This window comes from Paraburkholderia sp. SIMBA_053 (genome assembly GCF_046534895.1).
Classification (GTDB): domain Bacteria; phylum Pseudomonadota; class Gammaproteobacteria; order Burkholderiales; family Burkholderiaceae; genus Paraburkholderia; species Paraburkholderia caledonica.
Map to the genome: position 1 here is coordinate 1 of NZ_JAWRXU010000722.1, position 270 is coordinate 270.

At 62.2% G+C, this 270-nt stretch carries 1 pseudogene; it reads left to right on the plus strand.

What is annotated here, in order from left to right:
• Positions 1 to 270 (plus strand): annotated as a pseudogene (locus SB753_RS37470) (MFS transporter); the annotation flags it as partial.

Here is a 270-nt window from a genome sequence, read left to right on the forward strand (position 1 = left end):
GGCGTGCAACGGCTGATCGCGCGCGGCGTGCCTTCACGCTTCGCGCGCGGTTGGACAGCCGCCGCGTGTCAGGTCGTGGGCGGCACGATGTTCATCTGTCTTGTCGTACCGGACCTCTCGCTCCTGGTCCGCGAAATCGCCATTATTTGCGCGATAGCGTTTGGCACGTTGAGCTACTCGATGTGCCCCGCGATTCTCGACGAAGTCACGCCTTTCAAGCAGCGCGGCGCGATACTCGCAATCGGTAATTCGATTGCATCGCTCGCGGGT